The following is a 25,945-nucleotide window of genomic DNA, read 5'->3' as shown; positions in this document are numbered from 1 at the left end:
TTACCATGCAATCGTCGCCGGAGCCGCTGACGATCCTGATTGCCGAAGACAGCGCCGCCGACCGGCTGCTGTTGTCGACCATCGTCCGCCGTCAAGGCCATCAGGTGCTCACCGCAGCGGATGGCGCCGAGGCGGTCGAAGTCTACCGGGAGCAGCGTCCGCACCTGGTGCTGATGGACGCGATGATGCCGGTCATGGATGGCTTCGAAGCCGCGCAGCAGATCAAGCAACTGGCCGGGGACCAACTGGTTCCGATCATTTTCCTCACCTCGTTGACTGAAAGCGAAGGGCTGGCCCGTTGCCTGGAGGCTGGCGGTGACGATTTCCTCGCCAAGCCCTATAACCAAGTGATCCTGGCTGCCAAGATCAAGGCCATGGACCGCTTGCGTCGGTTGCAGGCCACGGTGGTCGAGCAACGTGACCAGATCGCCCGGCACCACGACTACCTGCTTAACGAGCAGCGGGTTGCCAAGGCGGTGTTCGACAAGATTGCCCACTCCGGTTGCCTGAGCGCGCCGAATATCCGTTACCTGCAATCGCCCTATGCCTTGTTCAATGGCGATCTGCTGCTGGCCGCCTTCAACCCGGCTGGTGACATGCACATCCTGCTTGGGGATTTTACCGGCCACGGCTTGCCGGCGGCTGTCGGGGCGATGCCACTGGCTGAAGTGTTCTACGGGATGACCGCGAAAGGCTACGGCCTGGCGCAGATCCTGCGAGAAATGAATGCCAAGCTCAAGCGCATCCTGCCAGTGGACATGTTCTGTTGCGCAACGCTGCTGTGCCTGAGCTTCCAGCGCTGCACTGTCGAAGTCTGGAACGGCGGCATGCCCGATGGTTACCTGCATGACAGCCTCAGCGGCGTGCGTACACCGTTGCCGGCGCGCCACTTGCCGTTGGGCGTGCTCACGCCGCAACTGTTTGATGATCGCACTGAGGTGCATCCGATGTCGGTGGGTGACCGGGTATTCCTGTTGTCTGACGGCGTCATCGAAGCCAGCGACCGCGATGATCAGCCGTTTGGCGTGGAAAGGTTGCAGCAGGTGTTTGCGGCCAACCGCGAGCCCGATCGACTGTTCGAAGATATCCAGCAGGCCCTCGGTGATTTTCGCGGCGAGGCCCGCGACGACTTCAGCATGGTCGAGGTGCGGCTGGTCGCGCCGACGCAACTCAGCCCGCCACCACCGGTCTATTCCGATAGCGGCCAGTCGAGCCCGCTGGATTGGTCGGTGAGCTTCGAGTTCCGTGGGCAGACGCTCAAGCGCTTCAACCCGATGCCTTACCTGTTGCAGTTATTGCTTGAGGTCCATGGGCTCAGGGGCCAGAGTGGCGCTTTGTACAGTGTCCTGACGGAGCTTTATTCCAACGCGCTGGAACACGGCGTACTGGGGCTCGATTCGAGTCTCAAGCGTGATGCGGCGGGGTTTGCCCGCTACTATACGGAGCGCGGCATCCGTCTGGATGAGCTGGACAGCGGCCATATCCGCGTGCATCTGCACGTGACTCCCCAAGGGGAGGGTGGGCGCCTGGTCATTGAGGTCGAGGACAGCGGCCAGGGGTTCGATGTCAGCCGGGTGCTGGCCCGGCCTGTGGATCGTGACCGGTTATCCGGGCGCGGTGTCAGCCTGGTGCGCCAGCTATGCCACGAGGCCAGTTGGTCCGACGATGGTCGTAGTGCGCGCGTGGAGTTTTTCTGGGAGGCTCTGGCATAATCGGGGCCATTCTTGATCAAGGAGCGAACAAGTGAGCGAGATTCATCTGGATCGGGACGTGCTCAGCACGTTGAAGGAAGTCATGGAGGAAGGGTATCCGGAATTGCTGGATACGTTCCTCAACGATTCCGAGGCACGCCTGCGTGTGTTGCTTGAGGCCAAGGACGCCGAGCAATTGAGCGCCACCGCCCACAGTTTCAAGGGCAGTAGCAGCAATATGGGCGCCATCCGCCTGGCTGAACTGTGCGGCGAGCTGGAACAACGCGCCAAGCAGCCCTCGCTGCGTGGAATCGAAAAATTGGTCAGCGAGATCAACAGCGAATTTACCTACGTTCGAAAGCTTTGCAAGGAAGAGCGCGAAGGCTTTCACTGTTAAAAAGGTTGTTGTTCGGCGCGTTGGCCCATCCCTTGCATTGTCCTGTCTCGACTGCATCAAAGATCCCAGTGCAGCGGAGACCATTTCATGCCCGTTACGCCTAATACACTCCTTCAGGCCGTTACCCAGTCCAAGCCGCAGGCCGCCGTCAATCCGTTGGCGGCTGGCCCGGACGCCGGGACTAAAGCCTCCAGTTTCGCCCAGGTCTTCGCCAAGCAGGCCCCCGTCAAACCCTCGACGGCCCTTGAGCCGGAGATTAAGCCTGTGCGCGACAAGGCTTCCGACAACACCGTCAAAAAGGATGCAGGCAGCGACACGGCTGCCGCTCCTGAGCCGGCGGTTGCCGATAGCGGCAAACCCTTGCCCGCCGACAAGCCGGCCACGGCCGACGACAAGCCCACGCAGGACGATAGCGATACGGCCGAGACGCCTGTAGCCGACGCCGCCCCAGTCGATCCGACACTCGACCCGGCTTTGCTGCCCGGGGTCATCGTGCCTGAAGTCATTGCCGAGGCGCTGCCCGCGCCTGTGGTGAGCCCGACCGAGGCGCCAGTCGTCGCGGCAGTCGCGGCGCCGGTGGTGGCCTCGGCCACGTCGGCTACGCCGACACCGGTGACCGATCCGGAATTCGACCCGCAGGCCGATCCGCTCGACGCCTTGCCGGCGTTGCGATTGGCGATGGAGCAGAGCGGCCATGTGTCCGCTTCCAGCCAGGCGCAGCCCAAGGCAACAGCGCCAGCGTCCGTCGATGGCGAGCCGACGTCGGCCCAGACGTTCGCGGCCGGCATGGCGAGCATGCTCAATGTACAAGCCGACCAGGACAGTACCAGTGCCGGCAGCCAGGGCGGTGAGAAGGCGTTCAGTGGCTTGCTCAACGAAGGCCTCAAGGATCTGACCGCCGCCTCCAGCGACACGCGGGTAGATGATTTCGCCAACCGCCTGGCGGCATTGACCCAGGCGGCTACGCCAAAAACCGCCAACGCGGTCCCGGTCAACCAGCCCATCGCCATGAACCAGAGCGGCTGGACCGAAGAAGTGGTCAACCGGGTGATGTACCTGTCGAGCGTCAATCTCAAGGCGGCTGATATCCAACTGCAGCCGGCCGAGCTGGGGCGCCTGGATATTCGCGTGAACATGGTCCCCGACCAGCAGACCCAGGTCACGTTCATGAGCGCCCATTCCGGCGTCCGTGAAGCCCTCGAAGGCCAGATGCATCGCCTGCGCGACAGCTTTGCCCAGCAGGGCATGGGCCAGGTCGACGTCAGCGTGTCGGATCAGTCGCGTGGCTCCCAGGGTCAGGAACAGCAAGCCCAGCAGCAGGCCCAGGCTGGTCGCACGAGCTCTTCCTCTGGCGGCCGAGTGGATTCGGTGGACGAAGAGTTGCCGGTCAGCGTTGCCGAAGTGGCGGCCAACACCACCAGCGTCATCGGCACCAGCGCGGTCGACTACTACGCCTGATCCAACGTGGTATTTTCCTGTGGGAGCGAGCCTGCTCGCGAAAGCGCACTGTCACCCACCCTTGCGGGGCTGACCCGGCGCCATCGCGAGCAGGCTCGCTCCCACATTGGTTTATGCGGTGCCGAAGAGCGCAAGCGACCATCATCCTTAGCCCTGACACACTTCTGGCATAACACTTGCTCCAGCCAAGCCGTGCAACAGTGAAACCCCCGATTAGCGACGGATTATTGGCATGGCGAAGAGTGAAGCAGCAGCTGTAAAAGACCCCGCAACCAAAGGCAAACTCAAGCTGATCATCATGATCGTGGTGGGTTTGCTCCTGGCGATGGGCGTTTCCGTGGGGGCGACCTGGTATTTCATGCACAGCGCTCAAAGCAAGCCGGCAGAAGTGGTGGAGACCGCGCCGGTGGGCAAGCAGCCGGCGATTTTCGAGCCGATGGCTCCCGCATTTGTGGCCAACTACACCCAGAACGGTCGCCAGCGCTACATGCAGGTGAGCATCACCCTGCTGGGCCGCAACCAGGCTGACCTGGAAGCGCTGCGGGTGCACATGCCGCTGATTCGCAATAACCTGGTGATGCTGTTCTCTGGACAGAGTTTCGACACCCTGGCCACTCCGGTCGGCCAGGAAATGCTGCGTCAGAAAGCCACGGCCAGCGTTCAGGAAGTGGCTCAGAAAGAGCTTGGCAAAGTGGTGATCGAACAGTTGCTCTTCACTAACTTCGTATTGCAGTAGGAACACGACATGGCCGTGCAGGACTTGTTGTCCCAGGACGAAATCGACGCGCTGTTGCATGGTGTCGACGACGGCCTGGTGCAGACCGAAAACGCTGCTGAACCGGGCAGCGTCAAAAGCTACGACCTGACCAGCCAGGATCGCATCGTTCGCGGACGCATGCCGACCCTGGAAATGATCAACGAGCGTTTTGCCCGTTACACCCGCATCAGCATGTTCAACATGCTGCGCCGTTCGGCCGACGTGGCCGTCGGTGGCGTGCAGGTGATGAAATTCGGCGAATATGTGCACTCGCTGTACGTGCCCACCAGTCTCAACCTGGTGAAGATCAAGCCGTTGCGCGGCACTGCACTGTTCATCCTTGACGCCAAGCTGGTGTTCAAGCTGGTGGATAACTTCTTCGGCGGTGACGGCCGTCACGCCAAGATCGAAGGCCGCGAATTCACGCCGACCGAGCTGCGCGTCGTGCGCATGGTGCTGGAGCAGGCTTTCATCGACTTGAAGGAAGCCTGGCAGGCGATCATGGAAGTCAACTTCGAGTACATCAACTCGGAAGTGAACCCGGCCATGGCCAACATCGTCGGTCCGAGCGAAGCCATTGTCGTGTCGACTTTCCACATCGAACTCGACGGTGGCGGCGGCGACCTGCACGTGACCATGCCGTACTCGATGATCGAGCCGGTGCGCGAAATGCTCGACGCCGGTTTCCAGTCGGACCTCGACGACCAGGACGAGCGCTGGATCAATGCGTTGCGCCAGGACGTGCTGGACGTCGACGTGCCGATCGGCGCGACGGTTGCCCGGCGCCAGCTGCGCCTGCGGGACATCCTGCATATGCAGCCGGGGGACATCATCCCCGTCGAGATGCCGGAAGACATGATCATGCGCGCCAATGGCGTGCCGGCCTTCAAGGTCAAGATGGGCTCTCACAAAGGCAACCTCGCGTTGCAAGTGATCGAGCCGATCGAACGCCGCTGAGTGCTGTCAATCGCTTAAGTTTGTAACGGATTTCTAGTTTTTTACCGCTTCTTGCCCGCCGAGGAAACATGATGGCTGACGATATGAATACCCAGGATGACCAGGCGCTGGCCGACGAATGGGCTGCGGCCCTGGAAGAAACCGGCGACGCCGGGCAGGCCGATATCGATGCGCTGCTGGCCGCCGATACCGGCAACCACGCTTCCAATCGCATGCAGATGGAAGAGTTTGGCAGCGTGCCGAAAAGCAATGAGCAAGTCACCCTCGACGGGCCGAACCTGGACGTGATTCTCGACATCCCGGTGTCGATTTCCATGGAAGTGGGCAGCACCGACATCAACATCCGCAACCTGTTGCAGCTCAACCAGGGCTCGGTGATCGAACTGGATCGCCTGGCCGGTGAACCGCTGGACGTACTGGTCAACGGTACCCTGATCGCCCATGGCGAAGTGGTGGTGGTCAACGAGAAGTTCGGCATTCGCCTGACGGACGTGATCAGCCCGAGCGAACGCATCAAGAAGCTGCGCTGAATGAAAGGCTTTCTCGCCGCAGCCTTGATGCTGCCGTTCAGCGTGCTGGCGGCCGAGCCCGCGGCCACGGCGGCGGTTGCGCCGGCAAGTGGCGGCAGCATGGCCGGGCAATTGGCGCAGTTGGTGCTGGGCCTGCTCGTGGTGCTCGGGTTGATTTTTTTCCTCGCGTGGATGCTGCGGCGGGTGCAACAGGCGGGGCCTGCCGGCAAAGGCCAGGTCATCGACATCATCAGTTCCCGCGCGCTCGGCCCGCGGGATCGGCTGGTGCTGGTGCAAGTTGGCAACGAGCAGATCCTGCTCGGCCTGAGCCCTGGCACGATCACCGCTTTGCACGTTCTCAAGGAGCCGGTGCAGGTGCCCGCCACCGAGCAGGCCGCCCCCGAATTTGCCCAGCGGCTCATGGAACTGCTGGGTAAAGATCAGAAGGATAAAAAGTAATGCCGTTGCGCATTCTGTTGGCGCTGGCCCTGTTGCTGGCTGCACCGTTGGCGTTTGCCGCCGACCCGTTGTCGATTCCGGCGATCACGTTGGGCACCAACGCCGAAGGGGCTCAGGAGTATTCGGTCAGCCTGCAGATTCTGCTGATCATGACCGCGCTGAGTTTCATCCCGGCGTTCGTCATGCTGATGACCAGTTTCACCCGGATCATCATTGTCTTTTCGATCCTGCGCCAGGCCCTGGGTTTGCAGCAGACGCCGTCGAACCAGATCCTCACGGGCATGGCGTTGTTCCTCACCATGTTCATCATGGCGCCAGTCTTCGACCGGGTGAACCGTGATGCGCTGCAACCCTACCTGGCCGAAACCCTCAGCGCCCAGGACGCGGTGGCCAGGGCCCAGGTGCCGATCAAGGATTTCATGCTCGCCCAGACTCGCAGCAGCGACTTGGAGTTGTTCATGCGCCTGTCCAAGCGCACCGACATCGCCAGCCCCGACCAGGCCCCATTGACCATCCTGGTGCCAGCGTTCGTGACGTCCGAGCTGAAAACGGCGTTCCAGATCGGTTTCATGATCTTCATCCCGTTCCTGATCATCGACCTGGTGGTCGCCAGTATCCTCATGGCGATGGGTATGATGATGCTGTCACCGCTGATCATTTCGCTGCCGTTCAAGATCATGCTGTTCGTGCTGGTGGATGGCTGGGCCTTGATCATCGGCACGCTGGCGGGCAGTTTCGGCGGTGTTTAGACCACTTGCGCGGGTAGCACGACATGACGCCTGAAGTAGCGGTAGACCTGTTCCGCGAAGCACTCTGGCTGACCACCGTGATGGTTGCCATCCTGGTGATTCCGAGCCTGCTGGTGGGCTTGCTGGTGGCGATGTTCCAGGCCGCCACGCAGATCAACGAACAGACCCTGAGCTTCCTGCCGCGCCTGCTGGTGATGCTGGTAACGCTGATCGTCGCCGGCCCGTGGCTGGTGCAAACCTTCATGGAATACATCCTGCAGCTGTACGGCAGTATTCCCCAGTTGATCGGCTGACCCGATGTCGATGCTCGAACTGACGGACACCCAGATCAGCAGCTGGGTGGCGTCGTTTATCCTGCCGCTGTTTCGCGTCACCGCCGTTCTGATGAGCATGCCGGTCTTCGGCACGACCCTGGTGCCAGGCCGTGTGCGCCTGTACCTGGCTGTGGCAATCACCGTGGTCATCGCGCCCGGACTGCCGCCGATGCCGCCGGTCAATGCCCTTGACCTCAGTGCGCTGATGCTGGTGGCCGAGCAGATCCTCATTGGTGTCCTGCTGGGGTTTTCACTGCAGCTGTTCTTCCAGGCGTTCGTGGTGGCCGGGCAAATCATTTCGATCCAGATGGGCATGGCGTTCGCCTCCATGATCGACCCCACCAACGGCGTCAACACCGCGGTCATCGGGCAGTTCCTGACGATGCTGGTGACGTTGCTGTTCCTCGCCATGAACGGGCATCTGGTGGTGTTTGAAGTGCTCACCGAGAGCTTCACCACAATGCCGGTGGGCAGTGCGATGCTGGTCAATCATTTCTGGGACATCGCCGGCAAGCTCGGCTGGGTCCTGGGGGCGGCGATGCTGCTGGTATTGCCAGCCATCACCGCGCTGCTGGTGGTCAACATCGCTTTTGGCGTGATGACCCGCGCGGCGCCGCAGCTGAACATTTTTTCCATCGGCTTCCCCCTCACGCTGGTGCTGGGCATGGTGATCTTCTGGGTCAGCCTGGGGGATATTCTCAACCAGTATCAGCCGTTGGCGACTCAGGCCTTGCAGCTGCTACGCGACATGGCACAGGCGCGCTGAACCATGGCTGAGAGCGAAAGCGGTCAGGACAAGACAGAAGACCCCACGGAGAAACGCACCAGGGAGTCCCGCGAGAAGGGTGAGATCGCCCGTTCCAAGGAGCTCAACACCCTGGCGATCATGCTCGCCGGCGCTGGCGGCTTGCTGATCTATGGCGGCGGGCTGGCGCTGGAACTGCTGGAAATCATGCGCCTGAATTTTTCCTTGCCTCGGGAAGTATTGCTGACCCCTGGCGCCATGACGCAGTACCTGCTGCATTCGGGCAAGATCGCGCTTCTGGCGATGCAGCCCGTGCTGATTTTTTTATTGTTGGCGGCATTCATCGGCCCGATTTCCCTGGGCGGATGGCTCTTCGCCGCCGGCAGCCTGGCACCTAAGTTCAGCCGGATGAACCCGGCCGCCGGCATCAAGCGCATGTTTTCCACCACGGCGCTGGTGGAGCTGCTCAAGGCTTTCGGCAAGTTCCTGCTGGTCCTGTCCGTCGCGTTGGTGGTGCTGGAGGGCGACATCGACGATCTGCTGCGCATCGCCCATCAACCGCTGGAACAGGCCATCATTCATAGCGTGCAGCTGGTGGGATGGAGCACGTTGTGGATGTCTTGCGGCCTGATCCTGATCGCTGCCATCGATGTGCCGATCCAGCTCTATCAGAGCAAGCAGAAGCTGATGATGACCAAGCAGGAAGTGCGCGACGAGCACAAGGACGCGGAGGGCAAGCCGGAGGTCAAGCAGCGGATTCGCCAATTGCAGCGCGACGCCTCCCAGCGGCGCATGATGGCGGCGATTCCCGATGCCGACGTGGTCATCACCAACCCGACCCACTATGCGGTGGCGCTCAAATACGATCCTGAAAAAGGCAATGCGCCGGTGCTGCTGGCCAAGGGCAGTGATTTCCTGGCGTTGAAAATCCGCGAAATCGCCGTTGCCAACGAAGTGATGCTGCTCGAATCGCCGGCGCTGGCGCGCTCGATCTACTACTCCACCGAACTCGATCAGGAAATTCCCGGAGGTCTGTACCTGGCTGTGGCCCAGGTGCTGGCCTACGTCTACCAGATCCGCCAGCACCGCGCCGGCAAGGGCAAGCGTCCCGAACCGCTCAAGGACCTGCCGATCCCGCCGGATTTGCGGCGTGACTCCTGAGTCAGGCGATGCTATTCCCTTAAGGCATCGACAAACCCGTGGCGAGCGAGCTTGCTCCCGCTGGGCCGCGAAGCGGCCCCAAAACCCGCCAGATGCGGGGCATCAGACACGCCGCACCCGCCGGTTTGCGACTGCTTCGCAGCCGAGCGGGAGCAAGCTCCCTCGCCACGGATACATCATTTCTCAATCGAACCGCATTTACCCTGTGGGAGCGAGCCTGCTCGCGAATGCGGCCATCCATTTGATACAGGCGTCGATTGACAAACCGCTTTCGCGAGCAGGCTCGCTCCTACAGGGTTGAAGTCGCTTCGGCCTTTCTATTTCAAGCTTTTGCAAAAGTTGGAAAGCTTCTTGCAATACCCCGTCTGCGCCCCCTCCGGGCGTCAAAAACTTGCTTCACAGGAACGGGGAATATTGGTGGATCGCTCTCAGTTATTCAGCACCGCACGCAGCAACGTAGCCGACCTCAGCCGGGGGAATCTGGGTGTGCCGCTGTTGCTGCTGGTCATGCTCGCCATGATGATGCTGCCGATACCCCCGTTCCTGCTCGACGTGTTCTTCACGTTCAACATTGCGCTGTCCATCGTGGTACTGCTGGTCTGCGTATACGCCTTGCGGCCGCTGGATTTCGCGGTGTTCCCGACCATCCTGCTGGTGGCGACGCTGATGCGCCTGGCGCTGAACGTGGCGTCCACTCGCGTGGTCATGCTCCACGGCCAGGACGGCCACGCTGCCGCCGGTAAGGTGATCCAGGCCTTCGGTGAAGTGGTGATCGGCGGTAACTACGTGGTCGGTATCGTGGTTTTCGCCATCCTGATGATCATCAACTTCGTCGTGGTGACCAAGGGTGCCGGGCGGATTTCCGAGGTGAGCGCACGTTTCACCCTCGATGCGATGCCCGGCAAGCAGATGGCGATCGACGCTGACCTCAACGCCGGCCTGATCGATCAGAACCAGGCCAAGGCTCGTCGTCTTGACGTGGCTCAGGAGGCCGAGTTCTACGGTTCCATGGACGGTGCGAGCAAGTTCGTGCGTGGCGACGCCATCGCCGGCCTGCTGATCCTGTTCATCAACCTCATCGGCGGCATGGCCGTCGGTATCTTCCAGCACGGTATGACGTTCGGTGACGCTGGCAGGGTTTACGCCTTGCTGACCATCGGTGACGGTTTGGTGGCGCAATTGCCATCACTGTTGTTATCCACAGCTGCCGCGATCATGGTGACCCGTGCTTCGGGCTCCGAAGACATGGGCAAGCAAATCAATCGCCAGATGTTCGCTTCGCCCAAGGCCCTGGCCGTGGCGGCCGGCCTGATGGCGGTGATGGGTATCGTGCCGGGCATGCCCCACGTGTCGTTCCTGAGCATGGCTGCCCTGGCTGCTGGTGGCGCCTACCTGTTCTGGAAAAAGCAGAACGGGCAAAAGGTCCAGGCGCTGGAGGAGGTCAAGCGTCAGCAGGAACTGCTGCCATCGCCGGCGCGGGCCATGGAAACCAAGGAGTTGGGTTGGGACGATGTGACGCCGATCGACATGATCGGCCTGGAAGTCGGCTACCGCCTGATCCCGCTGGTCGACCGCAACCAGGGTGGTCAACTGCTGGCCCGGATCAAGGGCGTGCGCAAGAAGCTGTCCCAGGACCTGGGCTTCCTGATGCCCACCGTGCATATCCGCGACAACCTCGATCTGGCCCCGAGCGCCTATCGCCTGACGCTCATGGGCGTGATCCTGGCCGAAGCGGAGATCTATCCCGACCGCGAGCTGGCGATCAACCCAGGACAGGTCTACGGTTCGCTCAACGGTATTACCGCCAAGGATCCGGCTTTCGGCCTGGAAGCGGTGTGGATCGAAATCAGCCAGCGGGCCCAGGCGCAATCGCTCGGTTATACCGTGGTAGACGCCAGCACCGTGGTGGCGACCCACTTGAACCAGATTTTGTACAAGCACTCCAGCGAGCTGATCGGTCACGAGGAAGTCCAGCAATTGCTGCAAGTACTGGCCAAAGGCTCGCCAAAACTGGCCGAGGAGCTGGTGCCGGGCGTGGTGTCGCTGTCGCAGTTGCTCAAGGTGTTGCAGGCGCTGTTGGCCGAACAGGTCCCGGTGCGCGACATTCGCAGTATCGCCGAAGCCATCGCCAACAACGCTTCGAAGAGTCAAGATACCGCCGCGTTGGTCGCTGCGGTGCGGGTCGGCGTATCCCGCGCAATCGTCCAAAGCATTGTAGGCACTGAGTCTGAGCTGCCTGTGATCACTCTGGAGCCAAGGTTGGAACAGATATTGCTCAATAGTCTGCAGAAGGCAGGACAAGGCTCGGAAGAGGGTGTTCTGCTGGAGCCAAGCATGGCCGAGAAGCTGCAGCGTTCGTTGATCGACGCAGCCCAGCGGCAAGAGATGCAAGGCCAACCGGTGATCCTGCTGGTGGCCGGTCCGATTCGCGCGATGCTCTCGCGATTCGGTCGCCTCGCGGTCCCGGGGCTGCATGTGCTGGCGTACCAGGAAATACCGGACAACAAGCAAGTGACCATCGTTGCGACAGTAGGGCCCAACGGCTGAGGTAGTGGTTTATGCAAGTGAAGCGTTTTTTTGCCGCCGATATGCGTCAGGCCATGAAGCTGGTACGTGACGAGCTGGGCGCTGAAGCAGCCATCATCGGTAATCGCCGGATCGCCGGCGGTGTCGAGCTGACGGCTGCCCTGGATTACAAATTGTCGGCGCTGGCCCCGCGGGTTCCGAACATGGAGCTTGAGGATGAGCTGCGCAAGACCCAGTCGCGCATCGCCAGCGCCCAGGCCGAACTGAGCCTGCGCAGCAGCGAAGGCGAAGGCAGCGCGGGGACCAATCGTCAATTGTTCGCCGGCCAGCCACTGACGGCCGGCCTGCCGCTGACCGCTGCCGAACCGCTGATCGAGCCAGCCCAGGCCGAGCCGCGTCGTCCGGCACCGGCGCCAGCCGCGCCAGCCGCGGGTGTCGACCCACGTGCCCTGGACTCGATGCGCTTTGAACTCAACAGCCTGCGTGAGCTGATGGAAGTCCAGCTTGGCTCGTTGGCCTGGAACCAGCTGCAAGGCAGCCGTCCGGCCCAGGCCAACCTGTGGCGTCGCCTGCAACGCATCGGCTTGTCCGGCCCGTTGTCCCGCGACCTGCTGGCACTGATCAACGATATCGAAGAGCCTCGCCAGGCCTGGCGCATGTTGTTGGCGCACCTGGCGCGGATGATCGCCACGCCGGAAGTCGAGCCGCTGGAAGAGGGCGGGGTAATTGCCATGGTCGGCCCGGCCGGCATGGGCAAGACCACCACCCTGGCCAAGCTCGCCGCCCGTTATGTACTCAAGTACGGCGCCCAGAGCATCGCCCTGGTGAGCATGGACAGTTTCCGCATCGGCGCCCAGGAGCAACTCAAGACCCTGGGCCGGATCCTCAATGTGTCGGTGACCCATGTGGATCCGGGCCAATCGCTGGCCCAGGCGCTGGAACCACTGCTGCGCAAGCGCGTCGTGCTGATCGACACCGCCGGCCTGCAAGCCAGCGATCCGGCCCTGCGCATGCAGCTGGAAAGCCTGGCCGGGCGTGGCATCAAGTCAAAAAATTATCTCGTGTTGGCAACCACCAGCCAGAAACAGGTTCTAACCGCCGCATACCACAGCTACAAACGCTGCGGGCTGGCCGGTTGCATCCTGACCAAGCTGGACGAAACGGCAAGCCTGGGCGAGGTGTTGAGCCTGGCGATCGGTCATGAACTACCGGTGGCCTACCTGACCGACGGGCCGCGGATCCCGGATGATTTGCATCTGCCGCGCCGTCATCAACTGGTCAGTCGTGCCGTGAGTGTGCAAATGCAGGAAGAACCCAGCGACGAAGCCATGGCTGACATGTTCGCTGACATCTACCACAGCCCGACCAAGCAGGTCGGCTGAGGTAATCATGAATATTTTTTGTACCTACATCGATGGTCTGCCATGCATTGTTCCGTATGCGAACGCGCAGCCAGTAATGTGGCCTCCGTCTAAGTAAGACAAGGTAAAGAACGAACATGGGCAGCATGCATCCCGTACAGGTGATCGCGGTGACCGGCGGCAAAGGTGGCGTCGGGAAGACTAACGTGTCAGTGAACTTGTCCCTGGCTCTGGCAGAGCTTGGCCGACGGGTCATGCTGCTGGACGCCGACCTGGGCCTGGCGAACGTCGACGTGCTGCTGGGGCTCACTCCCAAGCGCACGCTGGCGGACGTGATCGAAGGCCGCTGCGAACTGCGCGACGTGCTCCTGCAGGGGCCTGGCGGGATTCGCATCGTGCCGGCCGCCTCCGGTACCCAAAGCATGGTTCACCTGACGCCGGCGCAGCACGCCGGCCTGATCCAGGCTTTCAGCGACATCGGCGACAACCTCGATGTGCTGGTGATCGACACGGCCGCCGGTATCGGTGACTCGGTGGTCAGTTTTGTCCGCGCCGCCCAGGAAGTCCTGCTGGTGGTCTGTGACGAACCGACCTCCATCACCGATGCCTACGCCCTGATCAAACTGCTCAACCGCGACTATGGCATGAACCGCTTCCGCGTCCTGGCCAACATGGCCCAGAGCCCGCAGGAAGGACGCAACCTGTTCGCCAAGTTGACGAAGGTCACGGATCGCTTCCTGGACGTCGCCCTACAATATGTCGGCGCAGTGCCTTACGACGAAAGTGTACGCAAGGCTGTCCAGAAGCAACGTGCCGTCTATGAAGCTTTTCCACGTTCCAAATGCGCGCTGGCGTTCAAGGCTATCGCCCAGAAGGTCGATACCTGGCCGCTGCCGGCCAACCCTCGCGGGCATCTGGAATTTTTCGTCGAGCGTCTCGTGCAACAAACGGCAGGGCCCGTGTTATGACAGCCAGCGGTTACAACCATCTCTACAAAAAATCGGCACGGGACGCCCAGTACGAACTGATCGAGCGTTATGCGCCGTTGGTCAAGCGCATCGCCTATCACTTGCTGGCACGCTTGCCGGCCAGCGTCCAGGTCGAAGACTTGATCCAGGCGGGCATGATCGGCCTGCTCGAAGTGTCGAACAAATACGACGCGAGCAAGGGCGCCAGTTTCGAGACGTATGCCGGTATCCGGATTCGCGGAGCGATGCTCGATGAAGTCCGCAAGGGCGACTGGGCGCCGCGTTCGGTGCACCGCAATACCCGTATGGTCAGTGACGCGATCCGTGCGATTGAAGCTAAAACCGGGCGTGACGCTAAAGATCATGAAGTTGCGGCCGAACTCCAGTTGAGTCTCGATGATTATTACGGGATTTTGAACGATACCTTGGGCAGCCGCCTGTTCAGTTTCGACGACCTTTTGCAGGACGGCGAGCACGAAGGGCTGCACGAGGACAATGCGAGTGCTCACATGGAGCCGTCGCGTGACCTGGAAGACGAACGTTTCCAGAGCGCGCTGGCGGATGCGATTGCCAATTTGCCGGAGCGTGAGCGACTGGTCTTGGCGCTGTACTACGACGAAGAGCTGAATCTCAAGGAAATCGGTGAGGTCCTGGGGGTCAGCGAATCGCGGGTCAGCCAGTTACACAGCCAGTGCGCGGCCCGCTTGCGGGGGCGTTTGGGGGAGTGGCGAGCGCGCTGACAGGCAGTGTGGGGACGCTGCGAGCGGGGCTGGCATGGCATGTGCCGGGCCAGTCTCCATCCGTGGGACTCCATACAGTTGTCGAGTGTTGTGCCGGATTGATTGAAATGGCGCGTCCAGGTGCTGGGCGCGTTTAAGACTGCTTGGAGGTCGAATTGGACAAGAACATGAAAATCCTCATCGTTGATGACTTCTCAACGATGCGGCGGATCATAAAAAACCTGTTGCGTGACCTCGGGTTCACCAACACGGTCGAGGCTGACGATGGCACCACTGCCATTCCAGTCCTCAACAGCGGGAGCATCGACTTTCTGGTGACTGACTGGAACATGCCCGGCATGACCGGTATCGACTTGCTGCGCCACGTGCGCGCCGATGAAAAACTCAAGCACCTGCCGGTGCTGATGGTCACCGCCGAAGCCAAGCGCGAGCAGATCATCGAAGCGGCCCAGGCCGGTGTAAACGGCTATGTGGTCAAACCCTTCACGGCCCAGGCGTTGAAAGAGAAGATCGAAAAAATCTTCGAACGCATCGGTTAACGGCGCCACGGGGGAGCTATGGACAACGAATCTTCAATGGGCGATTTCGAATCGACCCTGAAAAAACATGCCCGCGAACTGGTCGACAGCCTTGAAAAGGGCCGCTTCGGTGACGCGGTTCAAATGATTCATGAGCTCAACCAGACCCGTGACCGCGGTCTGTACCAGGAAGTCGGCAAGCTCACCCGTGAACTGCACAGCGCGATCGTCAATTTCCAGATCGATCCTAACATGCCACAGGCCGAGGAAGTCTCGCAGATCACCGACGCCACCGAGCGCCTGGGGTATGTGGTCAAGCTGACCGAAGCCGCGGCCAACCGCACCATGGACCTGGTGGAAAGCGCTACGCCCCTGGTCAACGGCCTGAGCGAGGAAGCCCAGGCGTTGAGTACCGATTGGGGGCGCTTCATGCGTCGCGAAGTCGGTGCCGAGGAGTTTCGCGAGCTGGCCCGTCGGGTCGACGGTTTCCTGACGCGCAGCAGCAGCGAAAACCGCGCCGTGGCGAGCAATCTCAATGACATCCTGCTGGCCCAGGACTACCAGGACCTGACAGGCCAGGTGATCAAGCGCGTGACCCAGTTGGTCACCGAAGTGGAAAGCAATTTGCTCAAACTGGTGCTCATGGCCAGCCAGGTCGATCGCTTTGCCGGCATCGAACACGACCGTGAGGCGATGCTTGCTGAAAAAGATCCACAAAAACATCTCTCTCAGGGTGAAGGTCCGCAGATTCATGCCGATAAAAGAGAAGACGTTGTGTCCGGTCAGGACGATGTGGACGATTTGCTGTCCAGCCTTGGATTTTGAGTTTTAGCCCTATTTTAGGAGCAGCCATTAATGAGCTTCGGCGCCGATGAAGAGATCCTTCAGGATTTCCTGGTTGAGGCCGGCGAGATTCTAGAGCAACTGTCCGAACAGCTGGTCGAGCTGGAAAGCCGACCTGATGATGCGGATCTGCTCAATGCAATTTTTCGCGGTTTCCACACTGTAAAAGGAGGCGCCGGCTTCCTCCAGCTCAATGAGCTGGTGGAGTGCTGCCACATTGCCGAAAACGTGTTCGACATCCTGCGCAAGGGTGAGCGTCGCGTTGACTCGGAATTGATGGACGTCGTGCTCGAAGCGCTGGATGCGGTCAACAGCATGTTCAGCGAAGTGCGCGAGCGTTCGCCGATCACCCCCGCCACGCCTGAGCTGCTTGCTGCATTGGCGCGGCTGGCCGAGCCGCAGTCGGCTGACGAAGCCGCGCCGGTTGCCGAGGCTGTGGCTGAAGAGCCGGTTGCCGAGGAATCGGGTGACATTACCGACCACGAATTTGAATCGCTGCTGGACTCGCTGAGTGCCGTCAAGGCCCAGGCCGAGGCTCCGGCCGCACCCGCTGCGCCAGCCGCCGCTGCTGCCCCAGGCAGTGATGAAATCACCGACGCCGAGTTCGAGTCGTTGCTCGACCAGCTCCACGGCAAGGGCCAGTTCGCCCCTGATGCCGTTGCCGCCCCGGCGGCCCCGGCCGCGCCAAAGGCTGCGGGGGATAACTCCGACATCACCGACGACGAATTCGAAGCATTGCTCGACCAGTTGCACGGCAAGGGCACCTTTGCCGTCGATGCGCTGGATTCGGCCATCGCTGCTGCGCCAGCCCCGGCCAAGCCAACCGCGGCCGCCGCCGGTGGCGACCTGATCAGCGACCACGAATTCGAATCCCTGCTCGACGAATTGCACGGCAAGGGCAAGTTCAGCGAAGTCGGCACGGCCACCGCCGCGCCTGCCGCCGCCACTGCTGCGCCTGCCGCCAAAGCCGCGCCCAAGCCCGCTGCCAAGGCACCGGAGCCGAAGGCCGAGACACCCAAGCCTGCCGCCGCCGCAGCGCCGGCCCCAGCCCGTGCGCCGTCTGCGCCGCCTGCGGAGAAACCGGCCAGCGAAGCCGAGACCACCGTTCGGGTCGACACCGCGCGCCTGGACGAAATCATGAACATGGTTGGCGAACTGGTGCTGGTGCGTAACCGCCTGGTGCGCCTGGGCCTCAACAGCCAGGACGAAGCGATGTCCAAGGCCGTGTCGAACCTCGACGTGGTCACGGCTGACCTGCAGACCGCGGTCATGAAGACCCGGATGCAGCCGATCAAGAAAGTCTTCGGGCGCTTCCCGCGCCTGGTTCGTGACCTGGCTCGCCAGCTCAAGAAAGAAATCAACCTGGAGCTGGTGGGTGAAGAGACCGACCTCGACAAGAACCTTGTCGAGGCCCTGGCCGACCCGCTGGTCCACTTGGTGCGCAACGCGGTCGACCACGGCATCGAGTCGCCGGAAGAGCGCGAGGCCTCGGGCAAGGTCCGCAGCGGCAAGGTGATCCTGGCCGCCGAGCAGGAGGGCGACCACATCCTGCTGTCGATCTCCGACGACGGCAAGGGCATGGACCCGCACGTACTCCGGGCGATCGCGGTGAAACGCGGCGTGATGGACAAGGACGCGGCCGACCGCCTGAGCGACACCGAGTGCTACAACCTGATTTTCGCTCCGGGCTTCTCGACCAAGACCGAGATTTCCGACGTGTCGGGTCGTGGCGTGGGCATGGACGTGGTGAAAACCAAGATTTCCCAGCTCAACGGCTCGATCAACATCTACTCGACCAAGGGCCAGGGCTCGAAAATCGTCATCAAGGTCCCGTTGACCCTGGCGATCATGCCGACCCTGATGGTGATGCTGGGCAACCAGGCCTTCGCCTTCCCGCTGGTCAACGTCAACGAGATCTTCCACCTCGACCTGTCGCGCACCAACGTGGTCGACGGCCAGGAAGTGGTCATCGTACGGGACAAGGCGCTGCCGCTGTTCTACCTCAAGCGCTGGCTGGTCAGCTCCGCCGCTCATGTCGAGCAGGGCGAGGGCCACGTGGTGATCCTTTCGGTGGGCACCCAGCGGATCGGCTTCGTCGTCGACCAACTGGTGGGCCAGGAAGAAGTGGTCATCAAGCCGTTGGGCAAGATGCTCCAAGGCACCCCGGGCATGTCCGGCGCCACCATCACCGGCGACGGCCGCATCGCGTTGATTCTCGATGTGCCTAGCATGCTCAAGCGCTACGCCGCCCGGCGTATTTGATTCTGGAGGGGTGCGGCCTGGCGCCGCGCCTCGTCTAACGGAGTGTTTATGGTAGTTAAAGTCCTGGTGGTGGACGATTCGGGGTTCTTCCGCCGCCGCGTCTCGGAAATTCTTTCGGCGGACACCAGCATCCAGGTCGTCGGTACGGCGACCAACGGCAAAGAGGCGATCGATCAGGCGCTGGCGCTCAAGCCGGACGTGATCACCATGGACTATGAGATGCCGATGATGGACGGCATCACGGCGGTGCGGCATATCATGCAGCGCTGCCCGACCCCGGTGTTGATGTTCTCGTCCCTGACCCATGAAGGCGCCCGTGTCACCCTCGATGCGCTGGACGCCGGGGCGGTCGACTTCCTGCCGAAGAATTTCGAAGACATCTCGCGCAACCCGGACAAGGTCCGTCAGTTGCTGTGCGAGAAAGTCCACAGCATTTCCCGCAGCAACCGCCGGGTCAGTGCCTACAGCACACCGGCGCCCGCGCCGGTTGTTGCGCCGACGTCCGCGCCCGCGTCTTCATCCTCGTCAAGCAGCTTCAATCCGGCACCGGTTCGCAGCGCTCCGGCACCAGCGCCGGCGCGCTCGGCACCGGCCAGCGCAGCGTCGCCGGCACCCAAGCGCAAGGCCTACAAACTGGTTGCCATCGGTACGTCCACCGGCGGTCCGGTGGCGCTGCAGCGGGTCCTGACCCAACTGCCGGCGAATTTCCCGGCGCCCATCGTGCTGATCCAGCACATGCCCGCGGCATTTACCAAGGCATTTGCCGAGCGTCTGGACAAACTCTGTCGTATCAGCGTCAAGGAAGCCGAGGACGGCGACATCCTGCGGCCGGGCCTGGCGCTGTTGGCGCCGGGTGGCAAGCAGATGATGATCGACGGCCGTGGCGCGGTGAAAATCCTGCCAGGTGACGAGCGTCTGAACTACAAGCCTTGCGTGGACATTACCTTCGGTTCCGCGGCGAAATCCTACGGCGACAAAGTTCTGGCGGTGGTCCTCACCGGCATGGGCGCCGACGGTCGCGAGGGCGCGCGCCTGCTCAAGCAGGGCGGCAGCGCGATCTGGGCCCAGGACGAGGCCAGTTGCGTGATCTATGGCATGCCCATGGCAATCGTCAAGGCCGACCTGGCCGACGCGGTCTACAGCCTGGACGACATGGGTAAACATCTGGTCGAGGCGTGCCTGTAATGGACGTGCTCAGCCTGATCGGCATCATCATGGCGTTCGTCGCCATCATTGGTGGCAATTACCTGGAAGGCGGTCACCTCGGCGCGTTGGCCAACGGCCCGGCCGCGTTGATCGTGATCGGTGGCACCGTAGGCGCTGCGCTGTTGCAGTCGCCGATGAGCGCCTTCAAGCGCGCCATGCAGGTATTGGTGTGGATTCTGTTCCCGCCGCGGGTCGACCTGGCCGGCGGCATCGACCGCGTGGTGAACTGGAGCCTGACCGCCCGCAAGGAAGGTCTGCTGGGTCTGGAAGGGGTGGCCGACGCCGAACCCGACAGCTACTCGCGCAAGGGCCTGCAATTGCTGGTCGACGGCGCCGAGCCGGAAGCGATCCGCAGCATCCTGGAGGTGGATTTCTACACCCAGGAAAGTCGCGACATCGAAGCGGCGAAAGTCTTCGAAAGCATGGGTGGCTATGCGCCGACCATCGGCATCATCGGTGCGGTGATGGGCCTGATCCATGTGATGGGCAACCTGGCCGATCCGTCGCAACTGGGCAGCGGCATCGCCGTGGCCTTCGTCGCGACCATCTATGGTGTGGCGAGCGCCAACCTGGTGCTGCTGCCGATCGCGGCCAAGCTCAAGTCCATTGCCATGCGCCAGTCGCGCTATCGGGAAATGCTCCTGGAAGGCATCCTGTCTATCGCCGAAGGTGAAAACCCGCGCTCCATCGAATTGAAGCTCCAGGGCTTCATGGACTGATGGAGGATATGGAAGATGGCACGTCGCAGACATCGTGAAGAACACGTCAACCATGAACGCTGGCTGGTTTCCTACGCCGACTTCATCACGTTGCTGTTTGCCTTTTTTGTGGTCATGTATTCGATCTCCTCGGTCAACGAGGGCAAGTACAAGGTCATTTCCGAAGCGTTGATTGGCGTTTTCACTGATTCGGACCGTGCTCTCAAGCCGATTCCCATCGGCGACGAACGCCCGAAGACGACGACCCCGGCCAAGCCGTTGGTCAAGGACAGCGAGCAGGTCGATGCTGGCATTGCCGGTGGCAGCGATCCGTTGAAAAGCATTGCCGACGACATCAGCGCGGCGTTCGGCGACCTTATCAGCTCCAACCAGATGACCGTGCGCGGCAATGAGTTGTGGGTCGAGATCGAGCTCAACTCCAGCCTGCTGTTCGGTAGCGGCGACGCGATGCCTAGCGACATGGCGTTCAATATCATCGATAAGGTCGCGGCGATCCTGAAACCGTTCGACAACCCGATCCACGTCGAAGGTTTCACCGATGACCAGCCGATCCGCACCGCGCAGTACCCGACCAACTGGGAGCTGTCGTCGGCCCGTTCGGCGAGCATCGTGCGCATGCTTGCCATGCAGGGCGTCAATCCCGGACGCCTGGCCTCGGTGGGGTATGGCGAGTTCCAACCGGTGGCCAACAACGCCACCGCCGAAGGGCGCGCGCGCAACCGGCGGGTAGTGCTCGTGGTGTCGCGTAACCTTGATGTCCGGCGCAGCCTGACCGGTACCGGCACCGCCAATGCAAAACCCGATGCGGCATTGAAGCGGGCTGGCACACAAACTGCACCGACCCCGGTCAAGTCGCCGGAAAGACAGAACGCCGTCAATTCTCCGTCACCGGCTTTATAACCGAGCTATTTCTCGGTCGAACCCGTTTCGACCGGGAGGAACGATCCGAATGAGAGTCTGGGCAGTCGCCAATCAAAAAGGTGGTGTGGGCAAAACCACATCCTCCATCGCTTTAGCCGGTTTGCTGGCCGAGGCGGGCAAGCGCGTGGTCATCGTCGATCTGGACCCCCACGGCTCGATGACCAGCTATTTCGGCTACGATCCCGATAGCCTGGAGCACAGCAACTACGACTTGTTCCTGCACAAGGGCAGCGTGCCCGAGGGCCTGCCGGGCCAGTTGTTGCTGTCTACCAGTGACGAGCGGATTTCCCTGTTGCCATCGAGTACGGCCCTGGCCACCCTGGAGCGCCAGTCGCCCGGGCAGGGCGGCCTGGGCCTGGTGATCGCCAAGAGTCTGGCGCAGCTGTGGCAGGATTTCGATTACGCAATCATCGACAGCCCACCATTGCTCGGGCTACTGATGGTCAATGCCCTGGCCGCGAGCCAGCAACTGGTGATTCCGGTGCAGACCGAACACCTGGCTGTCAAAGGCCTGGAGCGCATGGTCAACACCCTGGCGATGGTCAACCGCTCGCGCAAGCAATCCCTGGCGTTCAACATCGTGCCGACCCTGTTCGACCGTCGCACCCAGGCGTCCCTCGGTACCCTGCGCGTGTTGCGCGATATGTACCCCGAGGACATCTGGCAAGGTTATATCCCGGTCGATACGCGTCTGCGAGACGCCAGCCGCGCCGGCGTGACCCCTTCGCAATTCGATGGCAAAAGCCGTGGCATCCTGGCCTATCGCGCGCTTCTCAAACATTTGCTGGCCCAGCAGCTCGTTCCGCAGCAGGTGGCTTGAAGTGACGAAGTTTTCCACAGCCGTTGTGCTTGCTTGCGGGCGCTCAAGTCCTGACGTATCCATGCCGATAACCTTTTCAAGTGGCGCACAGTTCTCATGAACCGCCCGATCAAGACAACCTCGCGTCCGCAACTGGCCTTGCAGTCCTACCTGGACGGGCTCTTGCAGGAAGCGACCGAAGAATTGCCAGCGCCGCCGAGCGCGGCCGAGGCGTTGCCCGAGCCCGTCGTCGAAGCCGAAGCTGAAGCTGTACTGGACGAGTTCCAGGCGGCCGTGCTCGAAGAGCAGGCTCGTGATGCACGGATTTCCATGACTGCCGCAGCGGTCGAGGCGCCGCTCGTCAAGCCGAAGGTGGCCGTGATGGAAGCGCCCGCGCCGATCCTGGCGCCGGTCTCGACCGTTGCACCGTTGTTGCAGGGCCTGGTGACGCCGGTAGTGGAAATCCACTTGCCGCCGCCGAGCAACACACCGCCGCCGGTGCAGGGCGACGACCGTCCGGCCTGGGCCGCCGAGCCGTTCGAGTGTCTGTTGTTCGATGTGGCCGGGTTGACCCTGGCGGTGCCGCTGGTGTGCCTGGGATCGATTTATTCCCTGGCGGGGCAGGAATTGACGCCGTTGTTCGGCCAGCCGGAATGGTTCCTCGGGATCCTGCCGAGCCAGGCCGGCAACCTGAAGGTGCTGGACACCGCGCGCTGGGTCATGCCGGACCGTTATCGCGATGATTTTCGCCAGGGCCTGCAATACGTGATTTCAGTGCAAGGCTACGAGTGGGGATTGGCGGTGCATCAGGTCAGCCGTTCGCTGCGCCTGGACCCGAACGAGATCAAATGGCGAAGCCATCGAGGACAACGGCCATGGCTGGCCGGTACGGTGATCGAACACATGTGCGCCTTGCTGGACGTTTCCGAACTGGCGGAGCTGATCGCCAGCGGCGGGGCAAAACACCTGGGCGGCAGCAAGCCGGTCCAGAAACCGAAATAAGACAACCGGGGGCGCAGGGCGCCGCCGGACAGAACACACACCGCCACAGGCGGTTTTTCGAGGGGTCAGGGTATGAATGATAAGGCGTCGTCTCAAAAGGGTTCTGAAGATCCGATTCTGCAGTGGGTGACCTTCAAGCTCGATAACGAAACCTACGGCATCAACGTGATGCGCGTTCAGGAAGTGCTGCGCTACACCGAGATCGCCCCGGTTCCAGGTGCGCCAAGCTATGTGCTGGGGATCATCAACCTGCGTGGCAACGTGGTCACCGTGATCGATACCCGTCAACGCTTCGGCCTGATGAACGCCGAGATCAGCGACAACACCCGGATCGTCATCATCGAAGCCGACAAACAAGTGGTTGGCATCATGGTCGACAGCGTCGCCGAAGTGGTTTACCTGCGTCAGTCGGAAATCGAAACCGCGCCGAACGTCGGTAACGAAGAGTCCGCCAAGTTCATTCAGGGCGTGTGCAACAAGAACAACGAGTTGCTGATCCTGGTTGAACTGGACAAGATGATGAGCGAAGAAGAGTGGTCGGAACTGGAGAGTATCTGATTTGATTCTTGAGGTAGCAGTCATTGTCCTGTTCCTTTTCTGGGCAGGCACGCTGGCAATGTTCGTGTCCTATATACGCGGCCAGCGGCAGATCGCCGCTCAGCAGGCCCAGGGCGATGCGCTGCGCGATCAGCGCATCCGCGACCTGGCCAAGCGCGTCGACGACTATCAGAACGGCACCGTGCGCATGGGCGAAGCGCTCCATGAGCTGCGTGCCGTGGTCGGGCCATTGCCGGACAAACTGGCGCAGCTGGAACAGCGCGACCCCTCCAGCCTGTCCTTCGCCCAGGCCGCCCGCCTGGTCGGCATGGGCGCCAGCGTCGACGAACTGACCCAGGCGTGTGGTCTGACCCAGGCCGAAGCGGAATTGATGAGCAAGTTGCACAAGGGCGGCTGAAGCTATTTCTCCCCCTGAACCCTGTGGGAGCGAGCCTGCTCGCGAAAGCGGCGTGACAGTCAATGGAGATGCTGACTGACCGGACGCCTTCGCGAGCAAGCTCGCTCCCACAGGTTTTTCTGGCGTTTAGAAATAGTCATTTCAACCCAGACCCCGTGGCGAGGGAGCTTGCTCCCACTGGGTCGCGCAGCGGCGCCAGGCTTTTGCGGCCGCCGCGCAGCCGAGCGGGAGCAAGCTCCCCCGCCGCCAGAGCAGTCCTTGCAGATTGAGATCAGTAATCGTCGCCGCGCTCGGTCACGTCCTTCTCGACACTTGGTGCATTCGGGTCATAACCTTGCGCAAACTTGCCCTTCAGGTTCCACGCAAACGCAATGATCTCGGCAATCGTGCGGTACAGCTCTTCCGGGATGCTGTCCTCTAGACCCATCCACTCCCGAATAGCTTTGGCTAGCGTTTCGTCATTTATTGTGGCGCCATTTGGTGAAGGTGCATTTCTAATGTTTTGAGCGTTTTTTGAAACTCAAAATCTTAGGTGTCGATATACTTCGGCCCACAGAGTTTTTTGAGTACTACTTGAATGCCGGGCATTAATAAAAATGTTGCGTTGCATGTACGTTCCAGGTCTGAAGGTGGAGGCGCTACTAGCTCAATCATTACAAAAAAACTACTCGCCACGTCGAACTCTTCTTCTGATTTGGTCAAGACTGGCTTGAAAACCCAATCGGGATTAAATTCGAGATCTGCAGCATCCGGCGTGTTGGACGAGAAGCCTGCTCAATTGATCAACAAACGTACCGCCAAAGCAGTGTTGGCTGAGTTGTTAAGGCAACCGCGGTCAGAGAGTAATTACGCCAATCGTCTCGCATGTTTGAGCGCAGATCGCTCAATTCAAACGTGGCAAGCGCTTACTCATGATCCAGAAACATTAAAAGTTTTAGAACAGACAACTCCAACTGCTCTGCCATCGCGTTTAGCTGAGCCAGCTGTATGGCTCCCAGAAGTCGAAAAAATACATACGAACGTTCTGATGAACCTGATGAGCAAGCTGGCGGGCGAATACTCGGTTTCATTCCAGTCATTGGCTCTAGGTAGAGAGGAGGCTGAGATAAAAGAGGTGTCTATCGTGCGCGGACCTCCTGGCGCGGGCAAAACGTTTTATTTGAAGGGTGGTTTTTCGCTAGGGGGGGATGAAGTAAAAAACTACCTACAGAACCGAATGCCCGGACTTACGATGTCTCAAGTACACCTGCAAGGATCTGTTTTGCTTGATCGATTTATGAGCTCTATGGAACGTAAGCTTGAGCAAAGCCTGACACGGGATGGGCTTTACTTAAATCCACTGATATTTGAACAGAAACTACAAGCAGTTGGCTTGCAGGACGGAAGGCAAAAAGCTGCAGTTCGCGACATTCACGTGGATTTAACGACATTATGTTGTCGGATGCTTAAGCGCTCTACAGATGAGGCGCTACTTGGCTTTGACTACTTAAGCCAATCTTTTCGCTTGTCTTTGGAGAATAGGGCAAGAACAATCGAGTTGGTTGGGGAGAAACATGGCAACATCAGCGACTACTTGCTATTGGCCTGGGATGGGAGCAAAAACATCAAAGTCGCGGAATGTCCAGCCGGTTTAAAGAACATTACGGTGTATGACCATTCTCTTTTCGACCAGCTTGTGATGCGCGATCCTGCGCTGATTGATGCGGAAATAGCGCGTGTGGGTGAAACGGTGATCGACGGGGCATTCATCTCCAGATTTACTGCTGGATTTGAGCCGACCATAGCGGCACTCTTTACCGAGGCACTGAGCACGTACGATGGGAAAACCATCGCTCATGCCCTAGCGTTGAACCTCGATAGGGGGCACGTAGCAACTTCAGTAGCTTCTCGGATTATCGCTAGAGCTGTCTCCGCTTAATTGTGTATTT

Annotated in this window: 26 protein-coding genes and 1 pseudogene; 26 read left to right on the top strand and 1 reads right to left on the bottom strand. The window is 60.9% G+C overall.

All coding sequences use genetic code 11. From position 1 onward, the window contains the following. Positions 1 to 5 precede the first annotated feature (5 nt). From J3P86_RS18760 to J3P86_RS18640, 25 genes are all read left to right on the top strand, one after another. A complete protein-coding gene (locus J3P86_RS18760) occupies positions 6 to 1,712 on the top strand; it encodes an ATP-binding SpoIIE family protein phosphatase (protein ID WP_434629239.1) in 1,707 nt (568 codons plus the stop codon). 31 nt (positions 1,713 to 1,743) lie between these two features. Next, positions 1,744 to 2,088, top strand: a complete 345-nt coding sequence (locus tag J3P86_RS18755; protein WP_434629241.1) for an Hpt domain-containing protein — start codon at positions 1,744 to 1,746, stop codon at positions 2,086 to 2,088. Between the two features lie 87 nt (positions 2,089 to 2,175). After that, positions 2,176 to 3,546, top strand: coding sequence for a flagellar hook-length control protein FliK (locus J3P86_RS18750; protein WP_434698605.1), 1,371 nt, complete (start codon positions 2,176 to 2,178; stop codon positions 3,544 to 3,546). A 232-nt stretch (positions 3,547 to 3,778) separates the two neighbouring features. Next, positions 3,779 to 4,282: a flagellar basal body-associated protein FliL gene (gene fliL, locus J3P86_RS18745; RefSeq protein WP_434572638.1), complete on the top strand. Its 504-nt coding sequence runs from the start codon at positions 3,779 to 3,781 to the stop codon at positions 4,280 to 4,282. A 9-nt stretch (positions 4,283 to 4,291) separates the two neighbouring features. Further along, positions 4,292 to 5,260: a flagellar motor switch protein FliM gene (fliM, locus tag J3P86_RS18740; RefSeq protein ID WP_053120288.1), complete on the top strand. Its 969-nt coding sequence runs from the start codon at positions 4,292 to 4,294 to the stop codon at positions 5,258 to 5,260. 71 nt (positions 5,261 to 5,331) lie between these two features. Beyond that, positions 5,332 to 5,790, top strand: coding sequence for a flagellar motor switch protein FliN (gene fliN / locus J3P86_RS18735; RefSeq protein WP_305499620.1), 459 nt, complete (start codon positions 5,332 to 5,334; stop codon positions 5,788 to 5,790). Next, the gene (gene fliO / locus J3P86_RS18730) at positions 5,791 to 6,228 is read left to right on the top strand and encodes a flagellar biosynthetic protein FliO (protein ID WP_434629246.1); all 438 of its coding nucleotides are present in this window, start codon (positions 5,791 to 5,793) and stop codon (positions 6,226 to 6,228) included. After that, on the top strand, positions 6,228 to 6,977 hold the full coding sequence (gene fliP / locus J3P86_RS18725; protein ID WP_434572641.1) for a flagellar type III secretion system pore protein FliP: 750 nt from the start codon (positions 6,228 to 6,230) through the stop codon (positions 6,975 to 6,977). The genes fliO and fliP overlap by 1 nt, the downstream gene beginning before the upstream one ends. Before the next feature lie 23 nt (positions 6,978 to 7,000). Then, positions 7,001 to 7,270, top strand: a complete 270-nt coding sequence (gene fliQ / locus J3P86_RS18720; RefSeq protein ID WP_024618176.1) for a flagellar biosynthesis protein FliQ — start codon at positions 7,001 to 7,003, stop codon at positions 7,268 to 7,270. A 10-nt stretch (positions 7,271 to 7,280) separates the two neighbouring features. Further along, a complete protein-coding gene (gene fliR / locus J3P86_RS18715; RefSeq protein ID WP_370871115.1) occupies positions 7,281 to 8,057 on the top strand; it encodes a flagellar biosynthetic protein FliR in 777 nt (258 codons plus the stop codon). 3 nt (positions 8,058 to 8,060) lie between these two features. Beyond that, a complete protein-coding gene (flhB, locus tag J3P86_RS18710; protein WP_434629248.1) occupies positions 8,061 to 9,197 on the top strand; it encodes a flagellar biosynthesis protein FlhB in 1,137 nt (378 codons plus the stop codon). A gap of 417 nt (positions 9,198 to 9,614) precedes the next feature. Then, the gene (gene flhA, locus J3P86_RS18705) at positions 9,615 to 11,744 is read left to right on the top strand and encodes a flagellar biosynthesis protein FlhA (protein WP_434656490.1); all 2,130 of its coding nucleotides are present in this window, start codon (positions 9,615 to 9,617) and stop codon (positions 11,742 to 11,744) included. An 11-nt stretch (positions 11,745 to 11,755) separates the two neighbouring features. Continuing rightward, positions 11,756 to 13,105, top strand: coding sequence for a flagellar biosynthesis protein FlhF (flhF, locus tag J3P86_RS18700; protein ID WP_434629250.1), 1,350 nt, complete (start codon positions 11,756 to 11,758; stop codon positions 13,103 to 13,105). A 116-nt stretch (positions 13,106 to 13,221) separates the two neighbouring features. Further along, positions 13,222 to 14,052 carry a flagellar synthesis regulator FleN gene (fleN, locus tag J3P86_RS18695; protein ID WP_003184001.1) on the top strand — a complete coding sequence of 277 codons (831 nt, stop codon included), beginning with the start codon at positions 13,222 to 13,224 and terminating at the stop codon, positions 14,050 to 14,052. Then, positions 14,049 to 14,792 (top strand): RNA polymerase sigma factor FliA, encoded by a 744-nt coding sequence (gene fliA, locus J3P86_RS18690; protein WP_014337177.1) that lies wholly within the window; start codon positions 14,049 to 14,051, stop codon positions 14,790 to 14,792. The genes fleN and fliA overlap by 4 nt, the downstream gene beginning before the upstream one ends. Positions 14,793 to 14,959: 167 nt before the next feature. After that, positions 14,960 to 15,331 (top strand): chemotaxis response regulator CheY, encoded by a 372-nt coding sequence (locus J3P86_RS18685; protein WP_003183998.1) that lies wholly within the window; start codon positions 14,960 to 14,962, stop codon positions 15,329 to 15,331. An 18-nt stretch (positions 15,332 to 15,349) separates the two neighbouring features. Beyond that, positions 15,350 to 16,135: a protein phosphatase CheZ gene (locus tag J3P86_RS18680; protein ID WP_434629252.1), complete on the top strand. Its 786-nt coding sequence runs from the start codon at positions 15,350 to 15,352 to the stop codon at positions 16,133 to 16,135. A 30-nt stretch (positions 16,136 to 16,165) separates the two neighbouring features. Next, on the top strand, positions 16,166 to 18,415 hold the full coding sequence (locus tag J3P86_RS18675) for a chemotaxis protein CheA (RefSeq protein ID WP_434698604.1): 2,250 nt from the start codon (positions 16,166 to 16,168) through the stop codon (positions 18,413 to 18,415). A gap of 48 nt (positions 18,416 to 18,463) precedes the next feature. Further along, entirely contained in the window at positions 18,464 to 19,600 is a 1,137-nt protein-coding gene (locus J3P86_RS18670; protein ID WP_434698603.1) for a protein-glutamate methylesterase/protein-glutamine glutaminase, read from the top strand. Next, positions 19,600 to 20,340: a flagellar motor protein gene (locus J3P86_RS18665; protein ID WP_434572657.1), complete on the top strand. Its 741-nt coding sequence runs from the start codon at positions 19,600 to 19,602 to the stop codon at positions 20,338 to 20,340. Before J3P86_RS18670 ends, J3P86_RS18665 begins: the two co-directional genes overlap by 1 nt. Positions 20,341 to 20,355: 15 nt before the next feature. Next, positions 20,356 to 21,240 carry a flagellar motor protein MotD gene (gene motD, locus J3P86_RS18660; RefSeq protein ID WP_434572659.1) on the top strand — a complete coding sequence of 295 codons (885 nt, stop codon included), beginning with the start codon at positions 20,356 to 20,358 and terminating at the stop codon, positions 21,238 to 21,240. A gap of 49 nt (positions 21,241 to 21,289) precedes the next feature. Continuing rightward, positions 21,290 to 22,081: a ParA family protein gene (locus J3P86_RS18655; protein WP_434629259.1), complete on the top strand. Its 792-nt coding sequence runs from the start codon at positions 21,290 to 21,292 to the stop codon at positions 22,079 to 22,081. 96 nt (positions 22,082 to 22,177) lie between these two features. Continuing rightward, positions 22,178 to 23,062, top strand: a complete 885-nt coding sequence (locus tag J3P86_RS18650) for a chemotaxis protein CheW (protein ID WP_434572663.1) — start codon at positions 22,178 to 22,180, stop codon at positions 23,060 to 23,062. A 72-nt stretch (positions 23,063 to 23,134) separates the two neighbouring features. Beyond that, positions 23,135 to 23,620, top strand: coding sequence for a chemotaxis protein CheW (locus J3P86_RS18645; RefSeq protein ID WP_003199144.1), 486 nt, complete (start codon positions 23,135 to 23,137; stop codon positions 23,618 to 23,620). 1 nt (position 23,621) lies between these two features. After that, positions 23,622 to 24,017: a DUF2802 domain-containing protein gene (locus J3P86_RS18640; RefSeq protein WP_434601459.1), complete on the top strand. Its 396-nt coding sequence runs from the start codon at positions 23,622 to 23,624 to the stop codon at positions 24,015 to 24,017. Positions 24,018 to 24,288: 271 nt separating this feature from the next. Here the strand turns inward: J3P86_RS18640 and J3P86_RS18635 are convergent. Next, positions 24,289 to 24,444 (bottom strand): annotated as a pseudogene (locus tag J3P86_RS18635) (EscU/YscU/HrcU family type III secretion system export apparatus switch protein); the annotation flags it as partial. Between the two features lie 150 nt (positions 24,445 to 24,594). On the opposite strand from J3P86_RS18635, the gene J3P86_RS18630 reads away from it, so the two are divergent. Beyond that, on the top strand, positions 24,595 to 25,935 hold the full coding sequence (locus J3P86_RS18630) for a hypothetical protein (RefSeq protein WP_434698602.1): 1,341 nt from the start codon (positions 24,595 to 24,597) through the stop codon (positions 25,933 to 25,935). Positions 25,936 to 25,945 lie beyond the last annotated feature (10 nt).

It is taken from the genome of Pseudomonas sp. D1-1 (assembly GCF_051132225.1).
Classification (GTDB): domain Bacteria; phylum Pseudomonadota; class Gammaproteobacteria; order Pseudomonadales; family Pseudomonadaceae; genus Aquipseudomonas.
This window is presented reverse-complemented; position numbering and strand designations above follow the sequence as displayed.

Bases quoted from the DNA above. Each gene is read 5' to 3' on its own strand.
- fliQ (WP_024618176.1), top strand. From the start codon at position 7,001: ATGACGCCTGAAGTAGCGGTAGACCTGTTCCGCGAAGCACTCTGGCTG.
- fliO (WP_434629246.1), top strand. From the start codon at position 5,791: ATGAAAGGCTTTCTCGCCGCAGCCTTGATGCTGCCGTTCAGCGTGCTG.
- J3P86_RS18760 (WP_434629239.1), top strand. From the start codon at position 6: ATGCAATCGTCGCCGGAGCCGCTGACGATCCTGATTGCCGAAGACAGC.
- fliL (WP_434572638.1), top strand. From the start codon at position 3,779: ATGGCGAAGAGTGAAGCAGCAGCTGTAAAAGACCCCGCAACCAAAGGC.
- J3P86_RS18645 (WP_003199144.1), top strand. From the start codon at position 23,135: ATGAATGATAAGGCGTCGTCTCAAAAGGGTTCTGAAGATCCGATTCTG.
- J3P86_RS18665 (WP_434572657.1), top strand. From the start codon at position 19,600: ATGGACGTGCTCAGCCTGATCGGCATCATCATGGCGTTCGTCGCCATC.
- J3P86_RS18675 (WP_434698604.1), top strand. From the start codon at position 16,166: ATGAGCTTCGGCGCCGATGAAGAGATCCTTCAGGATTTCCTGGTTGAG.
- fliM (WP_053120288.1), top strand. From the start codon at position 4,292: ATGGCCGTGCAGGACTTGTTGTCCCAGGACGAAATCGACGCGCTGTTG.
- J3P86_RS18685 (WP_003183998.1), top strand. From the start codon at position 14,960: ATGAAAATCCTCATCGTTGATGACTTCTCAACGATGCGGCGGATCATA.
- J3P86_RS18655 (WP_434629259.1), top strand. From the start codon at position 21,290: ATGAGAGTCTGGGCAGTCGCCAATCAAAAAGGTGGTGTGGGCAAAACC.
- fliN (WP_305499620.1), top strand. From the start codon at position 5,332: ATGGCTGACGATATGAATACCCAGGATGACCAGGCGCTGGCCGACGAA.
- J3P86_RS18670 (WP_434698603.1), top strand. From the start codon at position 18,464: ATGGTAGTTAAAGTCCTGGTGGTGGACGATTCGGGGTTCTTCCGCCGC.
- J3P86_RS18750 (WP_434698605.1), top strand. From the start codon at position 2,176: ATGCCCGTTACGCCTAATACACTCCTTCAGGCCGTTACCCAGTCCAAG.
- fleN (WP_003184001.1), top strand. From the start codon at position 13,222: ATGGGCAGCATGCATCCCGTACAGGTGATCGCGGTGACCGGCGGCAAA.
- fliR (WP_370871115.1), top strand. From the start codon at position 7,281: ATGCTCGAACTGACGGACACCCAGATCAGCAGCTGGGTGGCGTCGTTT.
- J3P86_RS18680 (WP_434629252.1), top strand. From the start codon at position 15,350: ATGGACAACGAATCTTCAATGGGCGATTTCGAATCGACCCTGAAAAAA.
- J3P86_RS18650 (WP_434572663.1), top strand. From the start codon at position 22,178: ATGAACCGCCCGATCAAGACAACCTCGCGTCCGCAACTGGCCTTGCAG.
- fliA (WP_014337177.1), top strand. From the start codon at position 14,049: ATGACAGCCAGCGGTTACAACCATCTCTACAAAAAATCGGCACGGGAC.
- flhB (WP_434629248.1), top strand. From the start codon at position 8,061: ATGGCTGAGAGCGAAAGCGGTCAGGACAAGACAGAAGACCCCACGGAG.
- J3P86_RS18630 (WP_434698602.1), top strand. From the start codon at position 24,595: ATGCCGGGCATTAATAAAAATGTTGCGTTGCATGTACGTTCCAGGTCT.
- motD (WP_434572659.1), top strand. From the start codon at position 20,356: ATGGCACGTCGCAGACATCGTGAAGAACACGTCAACCATGAACGCTGG.
- flhF (WP_434629250.1), top strand. From the start codon at position 11,756: ATGCAAGTGAAGCGTTTTTTTGCCGCCGATATGCGTCAGGCCATGAAG.
- fliP (WP_434572641.1), top strand. From the start codon at position 6,228: ATGCCGTTGCGCATTCTGTTGGCGCTGGCCCTGTTGCTGGCTGCACCG.